The sequence below is a fragment of the Rhizobium sp. AC27/96 genome (assembly GCF_001692325.1).
GTDB lineage: Bacteria > Pseudomonadota > Alphaproteobacteria > Rhizobiales > Rhizobiaceae > Rhizobium.
This window is the reverse complement of the sequence record NZ_LXKN01000014.1, coordinates 36,639-51,970: the sequence shown is the minus strand read 5'-3', so window position 1 is coordinate 51,970 and position 15,332 is coordinate 36,639. Positions and strand designations below refer to the sequence as shown.

The 15,332-nt window shown below is 58.8% G+C and carries 16 protein-coding genes; 8 read left to right on the top strand and 8 right to left on the bottom strand.

Annotation, left to right across the window (positions count from 1 at the left end; genetic code table 11):
• Positions 1–41 precede the first annotated feature (41 nt).
• Positions 42–845 (bottom strand): sulfite exporter TauE/SafE family protein, encoded by an 804-nt coding sequence (locus tag A6U86_RS11885; protein ID WP_068391018.1) that lies wholly within the window; start codon positions 843–845, stop codon positions 42–44.
• 91 nt (positions 846–936) lie between these two features.
• Between A6U86_RS11885 and A6U86_RS34700 the strand changes: the two genes are divergently transcribed.
• The gene (locus A6U86_RS34700; RefSeq protein WP_158008752.1) at positions 937–1,260 is read left to right on the top strand and encodes an HIT family protein; all 324 of its coding nucleotides are present in this window, start codon (positions 937–939) and stop codon (positions 1,258–1,260) included.
• A 30-nt stretch (positions 1,261–1,290) separates the two neighbouring features.
• Here the strand turns inward: A6U86_RS34700 and A6U86_RS11875 are convergent, their stop codons facing one another.
• Positions 1,291–1,851, bottom strand: coding sequence for a Chromate resistance protein ChrB (locus A6U86_RS11875; RefSeq protein WP_068391015.1), 561 nt, complete (start codon positions 1,849–1,851; stop codon positions 1,291–1,293).
• A 53-nt stretch (positions 1,852–1,904) separates the two neighbouring features.
• Here A6U86_RS11875 and A6U86_RS11870 point away from each other — a divergent pair, with 53 nt between their 5' ends.
• Positions 1,905–2,501: a cation transporter gene (locus tag A6U86_RS11870; RefSeq protein WP_068391013.1), complete on the top strand. Its 597-nt coding sequence runs from the start codon at positions 1,905–1,907 to the stop codon at positions 2,499–2,501.
• Positions 2,502–2,591: 90 nt separating this feature from the next.
• Here A6U86_RS11870 and scpB read toward each other — a convergent pair whose 3' ends face one another.
• Positions 2,592–3,287: an SMC-Scp complex subunit ScpB gene (scpB, locus tag A6U86_RS11865; RefSeq protein WP_068391012.1), complete on the bottom strand. Its 696-nt coding sequence runs from the start codon at positions 3,285–3,287 to the stop codon at positions 2,592–2,594.
• Positions 3,288–3,290: 3 nt separating this feature from the next.
• Positions 3,291–4,274, bottom strand: a complete 984-nt coding sequence (locus A6U86_RS11860; RefSeq protein WP_244509886.1) for a DUF1403 family protein — start codon at positions 4,272–4,274, stop codon at positions 3,291–3,293.
• Between the two features lie 74 nt (positions 4,275–4,348).
• On the opposite strand from A6U86_RS11860, the gene A6U86_RS11855 reads away from it, so the two are divergent.
• The 6 genes from A6U86_RS11855 to A6U86_RS11830 all read left to right on the top strand — a co-directional run bounded on the left by A6U86_RS11855 (position 4,349) and on the right by A6U86_RS11830 (position 10,598).
• Positions 4,349–5,503 carry a site-specific integrase gene (locus A6U86_RS11855; protein WP_068391010.1) on the top strand — a complete coding sequence of 385 codons (1,155 nt, stop codon included), beginning with the start codon at positions 4,349–4,351 and terminating at the stop codon, positions 5,501–5,503.
• Between the two features lie 229 nt (positions 5,504–5,732).
• Positions 5,733–6,020, top strand: coding sequence for a hypothetical protein (locus A6U86_RS11850; protein WP_068391009.1), 288 nt, complete (start codon positions 5,733–5,735; stop codon positions 6,018–6,020).
• A complete protein-coding gene (locus A6U86_RS11845) occupies positions 6,020–7,177 on the top strand; it encodes a site-specific integrase (protein WP_068391007.1) in 1,158 nt (385 codons plus the stop codon). Before A6U86_RS11850 ends, A6U86_RS11845 begins: the two co-directional genes overlap by 1 nt.
• 91 nt (positions 7,178–7,268) lie before the next feature.
• The gene (locus tag A6U86_RS11840) at positions 7,269–8,651 is read left to right on the top strand and encodes a hypothetical protein (RefSeq protein ID WP_068391005.1); all 1,383 of its coding nucleotides are present in this window, start codon (positions 7,269–7,271) and stop codon (positions 8,649–8,651) included.
• A 110-nt stretch (positions 8,652–8,761) separates the two neighbouring features.
• Positions 8,762–9,646 carry a hypothetical protein gene (locus tag A6U86_RS11835; RefSeq protein WP_068391002.1) on the top strand — a complete coding sequence of 295 codons (885 nt, stop codon included), beginning with the start codon at positions 8,762–8,764 and terminating at the stop codon, positions 9,644–9,646.
• Between the two features lie 34 nt (positions 9,647–9,680).
• Positions 9,681–10,598 (top strand): hypothetical protein, encoded by a 918-nt coding sequence (locus tag A6U86_RS11830; protein ID WP_141683689.1) that lies wholly within the window; start codon positions 9,681–9,683, stop codon positions 10,596–10,598.
• A gap of 28 nt (positions 10,599–10,626) precedes the next feature.
• On the opposite strand, the gene A6U86_RS11825 is transcribed toward A6U86_RS11830, so the two are convergent.
• The 4 genes from A6U86_RS11825 to repA form a co-directional block, all read right to left on the bottom strand.
• The gene (locus A6U86_RS11825; RefSeq protein ID WP_068390994.1) at positions 10,627–11,286 is read right to left on the bottom strand and encodes a hypothetical protein; all 660 of its coding nucleotides are present in this window, start codon (positions 11,284–11,286) and stop codon (positions 10,627–10,629) included.
• A gap of 155 nt (positions 11,287–11,441) precedes the next feature.
• Complete coding sequence (repC, locus tag A6U86_RS11820; protein WP_068390986.1) at positions 11,442–12,680, bottom strand: plasmid replication protein RepC; 1,239 nt, start codon at positions 12,678–12,680, stop codon at positions 11,442–11,444.
• Between the two features lie 157 nt (positions 12,681–12,837).
• Complete coding sequence (repB, locus tag A6U86_RS11815) at positions 12,838–13,830, bottom strand: plasmid partitioning protein RepB (protein ID WP_068390983.1); 993 nt, start codon at positions 13,828–13,830, stop codon at positions 12,838–12,840.
• Positions 13,831–13,914: 84 nt separating this feature from the next.
• Complete coding sequence (repA, locus tag A6U86_RS11810) at positions 13,915–15,105, bottom strand: plasmid partitioning protein RepA (RefSeq protein ID WP_068390976.1); 1,191 nt, start codon at positions 15,103–15,105, stop codon at positions 13,915–13,917.
• Between the last annotated feature and the right edge of the window lie 227 nt (positions 15,106–15,332).

The window sequence follows — 15,332 nt, the reverse complement described above, 5'->3', positions numbered from 1 at the left end:
TTGCCAGTCGCCTGGGACGGGCCGCTTGATTTGCAAGCCGGCTAGTGTCGCCAGACTTTTACTGCCGAGATCAGCAGGATGATGGCCAGAGCGGGGAGCAATATCGCGTTGGGGACGATACCGAGCAACAGGCCGCCGATGAACGTACCGACGATCGATCCCGCAGCCATTATAAGCAGGAAAGCCTTGTTGCGACCGATCACGGAAAAACTCTGGTCGCGGCTGTATCGGGTGAACCCGACCAGCATCGTGGGCAGGCTTACAGCGAGCGAGAGGCTACCGGCGAGCTTGATGTCGGCGCCGAACAGGAGGACGAGCGTCGGGATCAGGAGTTCGCCTCCTGCAACACCCAGCAGCGCGGCAACAATGCCGATGACGAAACCCGCGACAACGCCGGCAATCGTCTGGGCCACGCCCGTCAGCAGCGGTTGGCCCGCTGTCGCATCATGCCCGACCATCAGAACGATCGCGATTGCCACGAGCATGATGGCGATAACCTTGTAGAGCGTTTCCGATCGAAGTCTTGTCGCCCAGCCGGCGCCGAACCAGGCGCCGATCAGGCTTCCGGCGAGGAGGTTGAGAACGATCGGCCAGTTATCGGCGATGACGTCGAAGGGAACGGTCCCCGCCCGAAAGGGAAGCGCGGTCGCCACGACAACGAGACTCATGGCCTTGTTGAGGATGACCGCCTCCAGGGCTGCAAAATTGAAGAACCCGATCAGGATCGGAAGACGAAACTCGGCGCCTCCAAGACCTATGAGGCCACCGAGGGCGCCGATAACCGCACCTCCGCCAAAAGCAGTTGCAGGATGACGGGGAAGTGATGTGTTGGCGGCGTCGGTCATGGGCGATATGTATGCACAAATATCGCGAGAGTGGACAGTCGGTATGGCAGAGGAAAACATAGAAAATTGTCGGTGGTGCCTTGCGAACGGCTTGGCTGGAGCAGAGCCGGCGGCAAGCAATCAGTCCCAATATCTGATGCTGAAGCCGACCGTGCCGAACCCGTCGGCGATGATCATTCCCTTCCGTCATGTCGAGACGCCCTTCGAGTTCAGTTCGCAGGAGTGGTCCGACCTCGGCGATATGCTGGCGGAAGCGAAGCGCCAGCTTGACCGGTTCCAGCCCGAGGGGTTCACGATAGGATGGAATGTCGGAACAACCGGCGGCCAGCATATCTTCCACGCGCATATGCATGTGGTGTGCCGCTACGAACACGATCCGAAGGCTGGCCAGGGAATCCGCGACTTTTTGCGGTGATCAGCGGCACGAAGGCTTGTTCTTGCCGGGCTACGCCTCCCCTGAGGAACCACGGTTCTCCTCCTGCAGCGCGAAAACCTGATTGGCGTAAGCGTCGAGCAGCACTTCGCATTTCGCCAGCCGTGCCTCGGCCTCGGCCGCCAGCGTCGCGCCATAAAAGTCGAGCCGGCGGATTTTCTCGTACCAGGACCTGAGCTTCTTCAGGTCCTCGTCGTTCTCCTCGATCTCGGCATAGCTGAAGTGGTTTGAGGTCGTCTCCTTGGCAATCTCGGCCTCGAAATCGTCGCAGCGTCCCAGCAGTTCCCTGTATTCTTCGTCTCGGTCGGCCCGGAACCGGGCCAAGACCTTGTCGCCCTGGGCCTTGTCGAGCGCCACCGTTTCGAGAAGGACGGCCTCGCCCTCCATCTCGGCGATTTCGTTTTCGATGACCTTCAGCGCCCGGCGATGATCGTCGGTTTTCGGAAGCAGGCAGACACCGCTCTGCAGGTAGACCGCTCCCATGCTCTTGAGCTTGCGCCACAGCGCGACGCGCCGGCGATTGGGTTCGGCAGGAACTTTATAGGTGAGCAGGAACCATGTTTCTGTAGCCATACGTGGAATCCTAATGTAACAGTGGTTACAAATAAAATCCTATAAGGCCATCCATGCTGAATCGATATCTCGACACTCCGCTTCGCAGGATCGTCGCCCTCGTGGCGTTGCTGAACGTCGGATACTTCGGGATCGAATTCGCGGTAGCGCTCAAAATCGGTTCCGTGTCACTGTTTGCGGACAGCGTCGATTTCCTCGAAGATGCTTCGGTCAATCTGCTGATCCTGCTCGCGCTCGGATGGTCCTACCGGAGCCGGGCTCGGGTGGGGATGGTGCTTGCACTGATATTGTTGGCGCCCGGCATCGCGACGTTATGGACCGCCTATCGGAGCTTCATCGATCCAGCCCCGCCGCAGCCCTTGCTGTTGACCGTCACGGGCGCGGGAGCGCTTGCCATCAACCTGTCCTGCGCCTTCCTGCTTGCGGCTTTCCGTCACGAGAGCGGCAGCCTCACCAAGGCTGCCTTCCTTTCCGCACGCAATGATGCGCTCGCCAATATCGCCATCATCGGCGCGGGCCTCTTCACCGCCTTTGTCTGGCGTTCGGCGTGGCCGGACCTGATCGTCGGCCTTGGCATCGCTGCGATGAACATGGATGCAGCGAGAGAAGTCTGGGAAGCAGCAAGGGACGAACATCGCGCCGCTGCCTAGAACGTCGATCATGCCGCTCCGCGAGAACGCGTATGCATCGGGAGGCAAAAGCCCGACAGCGGATTTTGGTCGGCTCGGAGCGGCGTGCCGCTATCCCGATGGTTCGGACCAGGAATCGAGGTCTTCCGTCATAGCGTCGTCGTCGGGCTCCTCGCCAGGTGCGATGGGAATGTCCCCGTCGGGCGACCCGTCCTTGCTGAGCAAGCCCGCATCCTCAAGCGCTTCGAAATCCGGCAGGTCGCGCAGGGTCTGGAGCCCGAAGTGCGACAGGAAGGTTTTGGTCGTCACCAGCGTGTAGGGTGCGCCCGGTTGCGGACTGCGCGGCCCGGAGGAGACAAAGCCGAGCGCCCGAAGATGGGCGATCGTGTCGCGGCTGACCTCCTTGCCGGTGATCTTCGAGATTTCGCCACGGGTGATCGGCTGGTGATAGGCGATGATCGCCAGCACCAGCAGATCCGCTTGCGACAGCGGCCGTTCCTGCTGCTCGACGGCCGTCACGCTGCGGATCGCCTCGGCAAACCGTTGCCTGGTGCGGTGCTGCCAGCCGCCGGCGACCGAGACGAGCTCGTAGGGACGGTCACGCAATTCTTCGCGGATGTCGTCGATCAGGAGATCGACGCTGCAGTCGCGCCCGACCAGGTGGGCGAGCGTCTCGCGCATCACCGGCTCGGCTGATGCGAAAATCACCGCCTCTACACGCCCCATCCACTCGCGCCAACGCAGCTCCGGCGGCAGATCGGTGAGCTCTGTGTCGAGCCCCTCTGTTGGTCGTGGCCGCCGTCCCATGAGCTACAATCCATAGAGCCGAAAGGTCGATCGACCGGTGAGCTCGCGGACCCCGCCGAGCGTCACCAGCCGGTCGAACAGCCGCCGGCTGGACCGGTCGCTGGTGGCCCTGCCGGTCTTTGCAGCCATCGCGTCCTCGCGGATCAGGATCGAGATTGTCGTATCGGCGTCCTTACCGCGCAGTTGTGGTGCCACTTCGAGCAGCTGCGTCGTCCGCCGCCCGAGATCGGCGTGGAGATCCAGCGCCGCCGCCGCGCCGCGGCCATAAGCCAGATGGCAGGCATCGGTCCAGGCTTCCGCCCTGCCCTCCCGCAGCACCCGCCAATCGGCCGGCCGCAGTGCGTTCGCCAGAAGCGGCAGGGGTGCCGGCCAGCCGAGACGGGCAGCGAGAACGGCATCCGCCAGCCAGACGGCCATCGGTCGGGCATCCGGGCGGCGCCGGGTGAACTCCAGTGCGGCCGTTGCGGCCGCCCGCACCGCATCGCCAGGCCCGCGCACATGATCGGCAGCCATCTCCAGCGCCACGATCAGGGATGCGTCGGCGGCGAGTTCGAACAGTTTTGGCAGGCGCGTCGCCCACTGCTCCGAACGCGTTGCCCGCGACTCGCCCAGTGCGCGAAATGCGCCAAGCAGCCGGCCCGCTGGTCCGGGATCGCCGCCTACCGGCGTCAGATACCAGTGGTCGCGCAGCATCGCCTCCCCTTCCGGCCGTCCCTGCTGCCGCGCCACTACCGCGGCACAGCCAAGCGCCAGCCGCTGTCGCCAGAGACTGCCGAGCGGATGTTCGTCGCACGCCGGCGGATGCAGGGCGGCGAGTGCCGCGCCGGCGAAATAGCCCGCGTCGCCAATGGCTTCCGCCGTGGCGGGAAGACGCGCCCAGCCGGGAAGGGGCGGATAGCTCGGGGGTGGATCGGGGATGATTCGCGCGCGTGAGGCCATGCCGGACCCTAGCAGATGGCGGCGGTTTATGCTATGTTTTGTGGACAAAACCGCCGCGCCCGTCGGCGGATAAAAACGAACGATAAACTTCCATTATCGTTCATTTCTGTCATTATAGAGAAATGGTGCAAATCATCGAGCAAAACAGCGAAAGTTACCTTCCCGAGAGCGCTGCTCCGTCTGGCAGCATGACGCCCGACGCCGATCTTTCGGCGCCGCAGGTGTCGGCCGACGTTTCCGCGCGCAATGCGGCGACCCCCTCCCCTCTTCCGGAAGCGTCCCTCGCCCTGCCTGCTCATCTGGAGCGGCTGGCCGATCAGGCGCGCGGTTATGTCGAGGCCGCCAGCTCCGCCAACACCCGCAAGGCCTATGCCTCCGACTGGAAGCATTTTTCCGGCTGGTGCCGCCGGCAAGGGCTGGAGATCCTGCCGCCGAACCCGCAAACCGTTGGCCTCTATGTAACGGCCTGTGCTTCCGGGGCTGCGATCACCGGCCACAAGCCGAGTTCCGTCACCACGATCGAGCGACGCCTTTCTGCCATTACGTGGAATTATGTGCAGCGCGGCACACCACTCGACCGCAAGGACCGTCACATCGCCACAGTGCTTGCCGGCATCCGCAACACCCACGCCACCCCTCCCCGCCAGAAGGAAGCGGTTCTGCCCGAGCACCTGATCGCCATGCTCGAGACGCTTCACCGCGGCACGCTGCGGGGCTTGCGCGACCGGGCAATGCTGCTGATCGGCTTTGCCGGCGGGCTGCGGCGCTCGGAGATCGTCGGGCTCGACGTCGGCCGCGACCAGACGAAGGAGGGTCGCGGCTGGGTCGAGATCCTCGACAAGGGCATGGTCGTGACGGTCCGCGGAAAACGCGGCTGGCGTGAAGTGGAGATCGGCCGCGGTTCCTCGGACGCGACCTGCCCGGTCGCGGCGCTGCAGACCTGGCTGAACCTCGCGAGGATCGCGCACGGCCCCCTCTTCCGACGGGTCACCGGCCAGGGCAGAGACGTGGGTCCCGATCGACTGCTCGATCAGGAAGTCGCACGCCTCGTCAAGAAGGCAGCACTGGCTGCCGGCGTGCGTCCAGACCTTACCGAGGCCGAGCGTGCGGAAATGTTCTCCGGCCACTCCCTGCGTGCCGGCTTGGCCTCCTCGGCGGAAGTGGATGAGCGTTACGTGCAAAAGCAACTCGGCCACGCTTCGGCGGAAATGACCCGAAAATATCAGCGCCGACGGGACCGGTTCAGAGTGAATCTGACCAAGGCGTCCGGGCTTTGACCGACCCCTCCCCTGCTCGCAGTGAAACGGTTAGATGAAAATCGGGGCTGAATTCTCAGCTTAGCGCTTCAATTGAAATCGGGAAGTAAAAGCCACAAGCATTCATTACAGGCTGCTTTTGTTAAAGCGTATCTAACCATCGATAACAACCTCTTATCGCTGGTAGATCGACAAGGCCCGCAAATCACCCTATCGTCGCGCCATCAATCGCCGGAAAGGCTCACCATCCATGGAAGATCGCGTCCGCTTTGCCCTCGAAAAGCTGCTCAACGTCGCGCACGGCGATACCGGACAGAGTCGCCGTGTCGCGAACTTCCTGCTGGCCTGGTGGAATGCCGACGTGCATGGCGGCTTCGACCTGACGGACCTTGCCGATCTCGATCCCGAAATCTGCGAGGACATCGTCACCGTCTTCACCTTTATCGCCCGCGAGGAGACGCTGTCCTATCCCGATGCCTACAAGCCGGAGATTGTTCAGATCATCCGCCGCTGGCGGCCGCATGTCGAGATCGACTAATGGCGGCCCCACGGAAATCGGCTAGCCTCTCTGGCGTCGAGCGTCGCGCCGTCGAACTCGACACCATCGCATCGGTGCTGCCGCTCGAGCGCCGCGACGAACTCGCCGAACTGCTGACCGACCAGGACGTCGAGACGCTGCGTCATCTCGTCAACGAGGGCATGGGCGCCAATACGCTGCGGGCACTGACCTCCGATCTGACCTATCTCGAAGCATGGGGCTTGGCGGCGACGGGGAGGTCCCTTCCCTGGCCGGCGCCTGAGGCGCTGCTGTTGAAATTCGTCGCCCATCACCTTTGGGATCCAGAGAAGCGCGAGACCGACCCCGATCACGGCATGCCGGCCGATGTCGACGAAAACCTCCGGCGCCAGGGCTTTTTGAAAACCATCGGCCCGCATGCGCCAAACACCGTGCGCCGGCGGCTGGCCAACTGGTCGACGCTGACGAAATGGCGCGGCCTCGACGGCGCCTTCGCCTCCCCTGCCCTGAAATCCGCCATTCGCCTCGCCGTGCGCGCCGTTCCGCGAACGCGTCGTCGCAAGAGCGCCAAGGCGGTGACCGGCGACGTGCTGGCTAAGCTGCTGGCGACCTGCGCGACGGACAGCCTGCGCGATCTGCGTGATCGGGCAATTCTAATGGTCGCTTTCGCCTCCGGCGGCCGGCGGCGTAGCGAGATCGCCGGACTGCGTCGGGAGCAGTTGACCACAGAGCCGCCCATCGAAATGCCTGACGGCCCTCCCCTCCCCTCGCTTGCCATCCACCTTGGCCGGACGAAGACTACGAGCGGCGAGCATGACGACGTTGTCTACCTCTCCGGACGCCCAGTCGAAGCCTTGAGTGCCTGGATGGTTGCGGCCAAGATCGATAAGGGAAATGTGTTTAGGGGGATCGGGCGTTGGGGAACGGTGTCGAGGCGGGCCCTCGATCCGCAGTCGATCAATGCGATCTTGAAGCAGCGGGCGGAGATGGCTGGTTTGGAGCCAGACGAGTTTTCGGCGCACGGATTGCGGTCGGGATACCTGACGGAAGCCGCCAATCGCGGTATCCCTCTTCCGGAGGCGATGGAGCAGTCACGTCATCGGTCCGTTCAACAAGCATCCACTTATTACAACCATGCGACACGGCGCAGTGGTCGAGGCGCTCGGCTCCTTTCTTAGCCGTCACCTAAATTACTAAAGGTTGTCGCTTACCAGAATTTAGCGAACCCGATTTACTACTGCCGGTTGGAGCACCTCGATCGGAACAGTGATGAATTTTGACGACGCAGACCTCGAACTTCTGACAAGCCGCGGACTTAGCATCCTTCACCTCGGTGTCGACGACTGGGAAAACATCCTCGACACGAGGCGCGGAGAGAGAGGATTTTCTTTGATTTTCCCTCACCACATTGCCAGGGCGGGGCGAAAACAATCGCTTGTCCTTATTGTCGTCGATAGTCCCCTCTGCAGCCTTCGGCTCGGCTGGATTCGTTCAGTCCAATCGGTATCGACTTTCGACTCCCGCATTGCGTTTGACCACGTGCGCCCTATCAAACCAGGGGATCTTGAAGCGCTTCTGGCACCTTTAGCGGCAACGTCGCTGAACTCCGCGGCCACCACCCTCGCACGGTCGCGCGATCAGCTCGTGCGAGTCTCACCGAAGCTCAGCGTTAGACTGATCCGCGACCTCGCTTCAATCCCGGATAACGCCACGGCGATACAACTGGTCCTCGGCCAACTGAAAAGGCCTACTCACTTTCAAGATGCTCGGGCATCGCAACAGGACGCCGTGGAGTTAGCTCTGAAGGCGTTTGGCCTTATCTCTGGAGCGAAATCTGTCTATCTCCCAAAAGAGACAGCGCTTGCGGGCGTCAGGCTCCTAGAGGACGCGGTAATAGAGCACGATGCACGTGCAATCGAAGGCTGGAGATTGTCCGAGAGTGACGTGACAGGGCGAGCAATCTTCGAAAAGCCTGGCGAGCAGTTGGAGGTGATCACAGCAAACAAAAGGCCGCTAGAAACCCTCTTGGGCATTGATCTCATCTACTTCAATCAGCTCCAGAAATCTCTGGTTATGGTTCAATACAAGATGATGGAGCCCCAACCGCGCGGCCGGCATACCGAAGTGCGCGGTAAACATAGCTTTGAAGAGTTGGACGAAAAGGAATGGATTGTTCCCATCGATGATCAGTTCGAGGCGGAACTCAAGCTCATGGAGAGCTACGATCGGGACCTTGCACCTGCTGGCGACTACCGCCTCAATAGCAGCGCTTTCTTCCTGAAGCTTGTCAAACGTTATGCCTCCACAAGCACGTCCAGTGTGATGTTAAGTCTCGGTCACTTCAACCACCTAAGGGAAAGTGGCGTCTTCAAAGGGCCGAGAGACGGGTTCTGGTTAACGTATAGCGGGCTTCGCAACCAATACCTTCGAACCGATGCCTTCGTTGAGCTTGTACGATCCGGATATATCGGCTCACGCGGCGCTACCACCGACCATCTCTACGCTTTGATAGACGCGGCGATGGACGGCGGCCGAGGTGCCGTTGCTGCTATACAAACATCGATCAAGGAATCCGGGCACGACATTGTCGACGATGAACAGGATCCGGAGAAGCCATTGATTCTCAGGCGCAGACCGCACGGGCGCCGGTAACTTGACTGGAGCGAAAGAGACCGGCGCCATTGGATTTTTGTGGCGCTCATACTCCGCACGTTGGCCGGTCTCATCATGCATTTTTCACAGCGATGCCAATCGGATCACTTATGACTAGTCACCTCGAACTTTTCGACAAGATCGAACAGGTTTTCTCCGCTGAGCTTGGCAACGCAATGCCGAGTGACGTCTTTCGCGAGCGCAAGCTTGTAGTTTCGGATGATGGGAAGCGGGTTACAGAATTCACGTCCAATAGCGGCGCACTCGCCGAGGCCGTGCTTGGCGTCGACTTCCCTCGCGAGGCTGGCCCGGTGCTGCTCGAGCATTACGCGCCATTGCACGCGTTGAAGGCAATTGCTGCATCCTCGCAGATCCTGCTCAGACCCGTCTCCAATTACCTGCATCAGGATGAATTCAAGACCTTTGCAATCGATCATCATCTCGACGGTTATCTTGCCGTAGATGACAATTGCCGAGCCGTGTTCGAGGATTTGACGGACAACCTCTTCTTTCTGTCGCTGACCAAGCCAGGAAACCAAAACGAGCTCGACCTTTGGAAAGGGTTCGCAAATGAGGGAAAAGGCGCCTGCCTTCAGCTGTCCCTTACCCCTGAACCAGCATGCGACGTGCGCGCCATGAGTTATCAGCACAGCAAAACCGCATTTCGACGTATCAATGACGAGCTGGCGAAAATCGGTATGACATACATCCCTTGGACACTATCGCGGATTTGCGCTTTCTATCTGCCTCAGACATACAGCTACGAAGAGGAGATCCGCTTGCTGATCAAACGTCATGAAGGCGGCATCAATAACGCCATCAGCGATGTCCGAAGCGAAGCTTGGCCCGTGCAAATCGGGGTTTCCGGATCGCCGGTCTTAGACCCTTGGTGCGGAATTGAACTCGTTGGAATTCGATCCGGACCCCGGTGCACTCCCGACGCCGTGCGGGCAGCCATCAAGGGAACGACTTTCGAGGACACCCCAATCACGTGAACGCGTGCACACCTTGTAACTGAAAAGCAAAGCCATGCCTAAAAGTTCTAAGAGCCACCCGGCCTTCACCGCTTCACTGAACAAGGTCTTTGAGGCGCTGGACGCATGCCCTACGGATGGCTTCAAGCCGTTTTTTCCGAAACTTGCCGACAAAGAGTATTACGAGACCCAAGTCATGTTTTCCGTGCGCAAACGCGAAGCAGCAGCGTACCATCTGGTGAATGTCAGGCGGCACTTGGCGAACGATCTCAAGGCTTCCCAGCGTGCAGCCCTGAAACATGCGCCGAATACGAAACCAAGCAAGGGGGCATTTTCGGTCTCCCTTTCAATTTCGAAGGGCGAATATGTTCACGAACTCGGTGCTTTTCTCGGAGCACTCAGATCCGGGCTCGACTTTGCGAGCGTTTTTGCGTCGAGATCGATTTCCGGTGTATCGGCGCACTCGATCACGACCCTGGTCAAGATGGTAGACGAGGGCAAGGTTGCGCCGATGCTTGAGGTCGTGAAAGCGCACCGAGATTGGATCCTGGCTCTGCGGGCATACCGCGATGAAACCGTCCATCGGTTGGTCGTTGCCTCCCCTGCTTCAGGGTGGCGAGTGTCGCATGATGGACTGACGTCGACTGTGTCACTTCCGATTGTTGTGCCCAAAAGCATTCCAGAGCGGGTTTCCGATACGAGAAGATCCAGATCGATGGACGCCGACGTCCCGCTCGGCTTAAACGAATTTCGAAAGCACGCTGTCGCAACTTTCCCTGACGGCACCATCCAGGCCTTGGATCATTCCGTCACTTATTCACCAGCAAAGGGCTATATCGCCATCGATGAATTTATGCGGCGTCACCTGGAATCATACGACGCCTTTTTGAATGACATCTTTGGCACCCTCTCTACGCTCGATTTTCATCCTCCCAGCAAGCCGACAAAGCTATCCACTTCCGCATCGCTTTGAACGGCTTCCTAAGAGCCAGCGGCAGCCTTCAGCGCCGATGTCCATTCAGTACAGGTATTGGGCACGAATTGTGAAGCTCTTGTCGGATGGTGGCAACATCGCCGGATTCAAGATCAAGCATCCCGAAAAACTTCCTGCCGAAACCTCCAAATGATGTTCCGATCATTTTTCCGTGGGATCCGTCCTTGATAACAAACCGATCGTGCAGCTTGTCCGAGCTAAAGTGACGCACGTTTCGACCCTGCTTCAATGCGCTCAAGACCACTGGACGAACCGCGTTTGCATAGCTGTTTGTGTACAGGTCCACGCGTTTCGCTGACGCCGGAAGGAGTTTCGCCAGTTCATCAGCGTATTCAGAAACATCCTTGTACAGATCAGACGGCGAAAATTTCAGGAGGTACGGGTCACAGATAATGATGTCGGTGGATCCTCGCAGCCAGTTTCTGAGGTGTGCCAATCCACCCTCGGCTTCCTCGACGCCCGCGCGCACGATCATGTGAATGTATTGGCCGGCCGATTCCACACTCTCGGAACTCGGCGACCTAGTCCTCAGCTTTTCGCAGAGAACGACCAGCGTCTGCTCAAATTCTCTCGACGTAAGAACGCTCGGACCAAGTTGACCGCTCCGGATCTGCGCCAGGCAAGCCTCGAAGAGCCTCAGGCAATAGATTCTCAACTCGTCGTCCATTCGCGATAACCTTTCAAAGCAATCGGGACGATCCTTCTCCACGATTGAAAAATTGCGTTCAACTTCAATAAGGCCCTGTTTTCAATAGAGAAACGGCGAAAAAAACCGGCTGACAAGTAAGGAACAAACGAACTCGTCACGCTACCCCAGCCGTATCACCCAGCAAGCAGCCGGCCGTCGCCCGCGGACCTCATCAAAGCCATCAACATCGGCCCCAGCGAAAACTCGCCGCGTTCCGAGCGTCTCGTCAGATCCCTCAGATACCCGCCGGCTGAGTTGATAAAATTCGATCGCTCGAGAATGCACGCTATCGCCACGGCTGCATTCTCAGGCCCCATGGCATCGCAAGCATCCTGATAGGCTGACGGGCTGACACCGAGCATCGACCGGACCAGCACCGCGGCTGCCATGAGCTCGCGCCAGTGCGATATGCCACCACCCGGCCCGTAGTCGACGATCTGGGGGCAAGCTCGCAGGACCATGCCCAGCGGGAACGACTTGATGGGCTCCCGTTTCGCCTCGGCCCGCCGCCCGCTCACCGTTTGTGGTTCTAGCCGCCCCACTTCGCCCTGCTCTTTTTCAGAGCTAGGTTCAAGTTCATAGATGGATTCGGTTTTTGAATTCTGTATGTGGCATCCATTTTGAACACCATTGCCATCTGTATTTTCAGTTTTAACATGAATTTCCAGGATGTTGAGGACTTCTCCCCTGAGAAGCTCCATTTCATCGAGCGTAGCTTCTACCTGCGCCCGGGAAGGATACCGCGGCAGACGCCCAAGAATGCCTGCGCACATGCCTTCCACGGCAAGCCAGTCGCCCGACACTCCCTCCTCAATCGCTGCTGTAATCAATTTCCGAACGTCTCGCCGGCAAATGGTCAATGCTTCCTTCGCGCGGCGAAAGCGAATTCGTTCAGCTGCGATGTCCTGCGCAGCTGCTGCAAACTCTGCCGCGCGCGCCACCAGCGGCGCGAGATCGAAGCCATATGCTTGTTCGATCTCACCGTCGCGGTTGCGATGCGCGTAGCGCTTTCCGTTGGGGCTGTCACGGCGCTGGATGAGCCCAGCCTCTACGAGCGCCGCCAAGTGTCGCCGTAGCGTGGTTCCGGTGATCCCGTGCGCGCGCACCGATAGCTGGCCGTTCGAAGGAAAAACGACAAGGCCCTGCTCCGCATCGAGCTCCGTCTCAGGATGAAACGTCAACAGCGCGTCGAGAACGGCAAGCGCTCTGTCCTGGAGGCCGAAGCGTTCTCGTGCCTCGCAGACGTCGCGAAACACTTTCCACTTTTCAACGCGTGCAGTGGGTTTTAACTCGGCGACCTCAAGCTGGCCCTTCACCAAGGCAAGCGTCATCGGCCGCCGCCCAAAAGGCGTCGTCACATGTCCCGTATGCATTTCTCTCTCACCTTTCTTCAGGCAAAAGAAATCCGCTCACCAAATCGGTGCCAAAGACTCTTGACTGTGATTCCGGGAAATGCGATTCTCGATCTTGCTAAGGATAACGAGAGAGGCTTCCGCGGTTTGCCGTTTGGGGGCCTTTTTCTTTTGCGGTCTAATCTCCGTTGCGTTCAGGTTTGGACTGTCTGTATTCGTCGTACAAACGATCCATGCGACTAGAAAGCCAATCGCTGAAGGGTTTGGCTTCCGCATTCGAAAGCTCGATCGCGACCTTCTTTGACCTGGCATTCATTGTGAGACTCAGAGAACTGTCAATCGACGTCCATTCTTTCGCCGACCTCGGACCTTTCGGATTCTTGGCCGCTGACTTGTTCTTGTACCGAGCCAGATACCCGTGCAGGTTATCGAACCTCGCCTCTTCCTCAAGCTTCAGAAACTCGGCCGTTTCCACATAGCCCGTGGCGATCTTCAGAAGGGCAGGGGTCAGCAGCAGCTGGCGCAAGCTCAGCCACTTGTCGCGGCCGATCTTCTTGGACGCACCGAGAGCCTGGATGACCGGGGCAGGGACCACATCGACCACGCCTAGCATTTTGGAGAGCATTGCCTCATCAATCGCCAGCGAAGATCTGACCACGTCCTTCGTCATCCCGGACGCGATCAGGTTCTGTGCGAAATAAGCACGCTCAATAAACGAGAGATTTAAGCGGGCGGAGTTTTCCTGTCCTTGCGCAATCGCAGAGGTGATGTCGTCCAGCTTCTTGACGACGGCCTTGACCGGTATTCCGAGTTCTCGAGCGACCTTGAGGCGACGATGGCCGAAGACGACCATGTAGCGTTGTCCGTCTGACGAACTGGGTCGAACCAGAATAGGTGTCGTTTGCCCAGATTCTTTGATCGCTTGCTTGAGCTCCTGAAATTCCTCGCCGTCGTCTGAAAGTCGATCGGCTATGAACGAGACGTCGAGGAGTCGCGGATCCAAATCCACGATCACCTCGCCCTCCATGAGCTTCTTCGTATTCTCCGCTAGGTCCTCAATGGACCGGACGACTGTCTTTGCAGCGCCCGTCATGCCGTAGCCAGGCTTCGTTGGCGTTTTCTCGTTCAGCGAGGAAAGATCCAGTTTTGCGAACGGGTTTTCACGCGACATAATCGGCCTCCATATTCGCCATCAACTGCGATAAGGCATTGGCTCGGCTAGTGAAAAGCGGGAAAAAAACGGCTGACAAGTTGATCATTTCCTCCCCCATGCGCTGTGAATGAGATCCACGACCTCGCCGTTGGCCGCGTTCAGGCTCTCCATAGCGCGGTCATAGGTTGAGCGAACGAAATCACCGCGCTCAACCTCATACAACGTCTGCTTTCGTATCGATGCATCCGATATCGCCGTCGACTTAAGCACGTGATTTCGCAGCATCTGCTGTGCAAACATCGACTGCATAAAGCCGACCATCTGTGCTTGCGGAATATCGGTCGGCTCAAAGCGAGTTACGAGGTAACGGAACCATTCCACACGGATTTCTGCACCAGCCTCTGCAACGGGGGTCATGATGCCGCCCAGCATCTGCAGGAACTGGCTCATCGACATGATGTCCAGCATTTGCGGGTGGATGGTAATCAGGATGCCGGTGGAGGCCATCAGCGCGGTGATCGTTAGATAGCCGAGTTGCGGGGGGCAGTCGATGACAACAACATCGTACCTGTCATCCACTTCCTTCAGCGCATTGACGATGCGCATGTGAAACAACCGGCCCTCGTCACCTTTCCGCGAGGAAATGGACAGTGGCACATCGTACTCAAACTCCTGCAGCACGAGATTTGCCGGGACAACGTCTAGTCCAGGAATGTTCGTCGGCTGGATCACCTCTGAGATTGGCTTGCGCTCATCATCGAAACGAAGCGCTTCGTATAGAGACGCGGTGTCATCGAGTTCGGGCTGAATGCCGAACAACGACGTAAGTGACGCCTGAGGATCGAGATCGACGGCGAGGACACGGTGACCGGTGAGGGCTAGGTATTGCGCCAGATGCGCCGCTGTCGTCGTCTTGCCGCTTCCGCCCTTGAAGTTCACGACCGAAACGACCTGCATCGGTTCCCCTTCACGACGCTGAGGAACGTAATAGCGCTTGTCGGATTTTTTGTTTGCTTCGAGATACTCGCGAAGTTCCAGCATCTGATCCGCCGTATAGTAGCGTCGGCCGCTGACCGATTCGATCTCTGGACCCTTCCCTTCGGAATGGATTTGCCGGAGATGGCTCTGGGTAACGCCCATGAATTCGGCGACTTCGCCAAGCTGAAACTTGCGTAGTCCCTTCCGAGCGTCCGGAGGATACTGCTGGCTGCGCAGCATATGCAACGCGCTTGAGATCTTCGCCCCTTGCTGGGCGATCTCAACGTCAAACCTGTTGGGCTGCGGCTGGTTCATTTTGCAAACTATTTCCTGGGAGGCTAAACTTTCGAAAAAATGGCCCCATAGCCATAATTTTCGCAACTATCTCCCGATTCTCACATAGCCGCAAGAGATTTAAGGTTAACAAAGGGTTAAGGCGAAATCGACGGGTTGCACGTTTACAGATTCTTTTTCTTGCGTTTTCATGTATTTAGCAAGCGGCATGGCCTGCCGCGTTCATGCTTTGTTTTACTGTGAATCCT

Bases quoted from the DNA above. Each gene is read 5' to 3' on its own strand.
- A6U86_RS11885 (WP_068391018.1), bottom strand. From the start codon at position 845: ATGACCGACGCCGCCAACACATCACTTCCCCGTCATCCTGCAACTGCT.
- repB (WP_068390983.1), bottom strand. From the start codon at position 13,830: ATGTCGCGTGAAAACCCGTTCGCAAAACTGGATCTTTCCTCGCTGAAC.
- A6U86_RS11850 (WP_068391009.1), top strand. From the start codon at position 5,733: ATGGAAGATCGCGTCCGCTTTGCCCTCGAAAAGCTGCTCAACGTCGCG.
- A6U86_RS11830 (WP_141683689.1), top strand. From the start codon at position 9,681: ATGCCTAAAAGTTCTAAGAGCCACCCGGCCTTCACCGCTTCACTGAAC.
- A6U86_RS11870 (WP_068391013.1), top strand. From the start codon at position 1,905: ATGCTGAATCGATATCTCGACACTCCGCTTCGCAGGATCGTCGCCCTC.
- A6U86_RS11855 (WP_068391010.1), top strand. From the start codon at position 4,349: ATGGTGCAAATCATCGAGCAAAACAGCGAAAGTTACCTTCCCGAGAGC.
- A6U86_RS11845 (WP_068391007.1), top strand. From the start codon at position 6,020: ATGGCGGCCCCACGGAAATCGGCTAGCCTCTCTGGCGTCGAGCGTCGC.
- A6U86_RS11840 (WP_068391005.1), top strand. From the start codon at position 7,269: ATGAATTTTGACGACGCAGACCTCGAACTTCTGACAAGCCGCGGACTT.
- scpB (WP_068391012.1), bottom strand. From the start codon at position 3,287: ATGGGACGGCGGCCACGACCAACAGAGGGGCTCGACACAGAGCTCACC.
- A6U86_RS11835 (WP_068391002.1), top strand. From the start codon at position 8,762: ATGACTAGTCACCTCGAACTTTTCGACAAGATCGAACAGGTTTTCTCC.
- A6U86_RS11875 (WP_068391015.1), bottom strand. From the start codon at position 1,851: ATGGCTACAGAAACATGGTTCCTGCTCACCTATAAAGTTCCTGCCGAA.
- A6U86_RS11825 (WP_068390994.1), bottom strand. From the start codon at position 11,286: ATGGACGACGAGTTGAGAATCTATTGCCTGAGGCTCTTCGAGGCTTGC.
- repA (WP_068390976.1), bottom strand. From the start codon at position 15,105: ATGAACCAGCCGCAGCCCAACAGGTTTGACGTTGAGATCGCCCAGCAA.
- repC (WP_068390986.1), bottom strand. From the start codon at position 12,680: ATGCATACGGGACATGTGACGACGCCTTTTGGGCGGCGGCCGATGACG.